Annotated in this window: 4 protein-coding genes and 1 pseudogene; 1 reads left to right on the forward strand and 4 read right to left on the reverse strand. The window is 54.9% G+C overall.

Annotated elements, in window-relative coordinates; all coding sequences use genetic code 11:
• Positions 1 to 135, forward strand: a pseudogene (locus RTY00_RS23910) (LysR family transcriptional regulator); the annotation flags it as partial.
• Here RTY00_RS23910 and RTY00_RS23915 read toward each other — a convergent pair.
• From RTY00_RS23915 to RTY00_RS23930, 4 genes are all read right to left on the reverse strand, one after another.
• Positions 108 to 692 carry an AAA family ATPase gene (locus RTY00_RS23915; protein ID WP_312666629.1) on the reverse strand — a complete coding sequence of 195 codons (585 nt, stop codon included), beginning with the start codon at positions 690 to 692 and terminating at the stop codon, positions 108 to 110. The pseudogene RTY00_RS23910 and the gene RTY00_RS23915 overlap by 28 nt on opposite strands.
• Positions 689 to 1,126, reverse strand: coding sequence for a PTS sugar transporter subunit IIA (locus RTY00_RS23920; RefSeq protein ID WP_312666630.1), 438 nt, complete (start codon positions 1,124 to 1,126; stop codon positions 689 to 691). Before RTY00_RS23920 ends, RTY00_RS23915 begins: the two co-directional genes overlap by 4 nt.
• A 9-nt stretch (positions 1,127 to 1,135) precedes the next feature.
• On the reverse strand, positions 1,136 to 1,405 hold the full coding sequence (locus tag RTY00_RS23925; protein WP_061720115.1) for a hypothetical protein: 270 nt from the start codon (positions 1,403 to 1,405) through the stop codon (positions 1,136 to 1,138).
• A gap of 62 nt (positions 1,406 to 1,467) precedes the next feature.
• On the reverse strand, positions 1,468 to 2,193 hold a 726-nt coding region (locus RTY00_RS23930), incomplete at its 5' end, for a class II fructose-bisphosphate aldolase (RefSeq protein WP_312666631.1).

A 2,193-nucleotide genomic window follows, 5' to 3' on the forward strand; every position in this document is an offset into this window, starting at 1 on the left:
AGCGACTTCGCCTGCCACCGTAACGTATTCCATTTGTTGTGGCCCGCCAGTAAATATCCGTCGCCAAAAGTACGTGCGCTGATCGACTTTCTCAGCGCACGCATTTTTCAACCCGATGCCGATAAAGCCGGTTGAGCGCTGATCGGCAGCCGCAGCTGACGCTGCAACCAGGCGCAGGCCGCCGCCTGGTCCGGGTTGAGCGCGTTAAGCTGTAACACCGGACCCAGCGCCATCGGCTGGGCGGTTTCCGCTAACTTGCGCAGTTCTGGCAGATACTCCGCGCCCGGATGTCCCGGCATGCGATCGGTTAAACGTGCCTGATAACGCGCCACCGCCTCATCTGGCGTGATCGCCAGCCACAGCTCCAGCACCCGCGTCACGCCCGCCTGTTGCAATCCTTGCTGCAATACCTCTTTCGGCTGGAAGCCAAACCAGGCATCGATGACATAGATGCAGCGCGTCGGTGCTTGCGCCACCACTTGCCAGATCGCCTGATACGCCGCACAGCCTAGCTGGCGATTACGCAGCCGATCCACCGGCGCAAAGCTGGCCATAAACGGCTCTTTCAGGCTATCCAGCGTCAGCACCGGAAAGCCGAATTGCTCGGCCAGCGCGCGCGTCAGGGTGCTTTTGCCAGAAGCCGGAATGCCGTTCACCAGCACTACCATCTTCTCTTCAGTGTCGGTTGTCATAGGATCTCTATCACCTCCGCAGCACTGCTGGCGCTGCGCAAGCGCACCAGCGTCTCTTCATCTTCCAGCAGCGTGACAATCGCGCGGATGCCCTCTTCAATGTGGGCGTTGCTGTCACGCGCACCGAACATAATCACGATGTCGGCTTTATCGCTGCCGTCGAATGAGATCGGCTCATCCAGCACAATCATGCTGAAACAATCTTTCAGCACGCCGGTTTCCGGCCGCGCATGGGGAATGGCGATGCCCTCCTCAAACACGTAATAAGCGCCATGCTCCAGCGTGTTGGCGATCACCGCTTCCGGATAACTGGCTTTGATGTAACCGCCGTTCACCAGCGGCAGCGCCGCCAGCGCGATCACCTCGCGCCAATCCCTGGCGCTGATCCCCACCTGAATCGCACTTGCCTCCTGCAGCAGCTGTTTAATACTCATACTGCCTCCTTAAAATGATTTGCGAATGGTGTTGCGCAGTTCATCGATTTTGACAAACAGCGGATCAATTTCCTGACGAAAGCGGCGGCTTTTCGCAAAGATATTTAATGCACGATTATATTCCAGCATTAATTGTTTTTGCGTATCTGTCGCCTGCGGATTATTGGCTAACTGTTGCTCCAGTTCGCTTATTTTCCCGCTGATGGTTTCAGCCTGAAGATCTATTTCCTGTGAATCCTGGCTCTTATTATCGGAGCCCTTTTTCAAGAATCCAAACATAGCGTCTCCTGCCCCGAATGGCGCCGGGCACCTCAGGTTATTACGTCATGAGTGAGTCGGAATTAGCGGAACAGCTGAATCTTTTCTACCAGCACATTGGTCACAGCATCGTTGGCCGGCACAAGGAAATTACGCACGCTGTCATTAACCTTGCCCTTTTCAAACGTCTGCTTGCAGTTTGCGACCCACTGCACATTCATCTCGGTGCCGACGTTCACTTTCTCAATGCCGCTGCGCACCGCAAGACGCATATCTTCATCGCTAACACCGGTTCCGCCGTGCAGCACCAATGGCGTTTTAGTGGCATCGGTGATATCCGCGAGGCGCTGATGCTGAATGTGCGCTTTGCCGGTATACAAGCCGTGTACGGTACCGATGGAGATCGCCAGCATATCGACGCCGGTTTCATCGACAAAGCGTTTGGCTTCATCGACGGTGGTAAAGGCCGCATCGTTCATTTCCACTTCTTTGCCATCTTCCGAGCCGCCAATCGCGCCCAGTTCCGCTTCCACTGATACCGCCAGCGGGCGCGCCATATCAATAACACGGCGCGTATTGGCAATGTTCTCTTCAATCGGCAAATGTGAGCCGTCATACATAATTGAACTGAAGCCCGCATCCAGCGCGGTTTGGATAGCGTCTAAATCCGAACAGTGATCGAGGTGCAAACAGGTCGGCACGTTACGGCTTTCCGACAATGAGCGAATCGCATCTACCAATAATTTATGTCCGAGATATTTGGCGGTGCCGGTTGAGATCTGAATCATTAATGGACTGTTAGTTTTCTC

It is taken from the genome of Pantoea sp. CTOTU49201, assembly GCF_032054795.1.
GTDB lineage: Bacteria > Pseudomonadota > Gammaproteobacteria > Enterobacterales > Enterobacteriaceae > Pantoea > Pantoea symbiotica.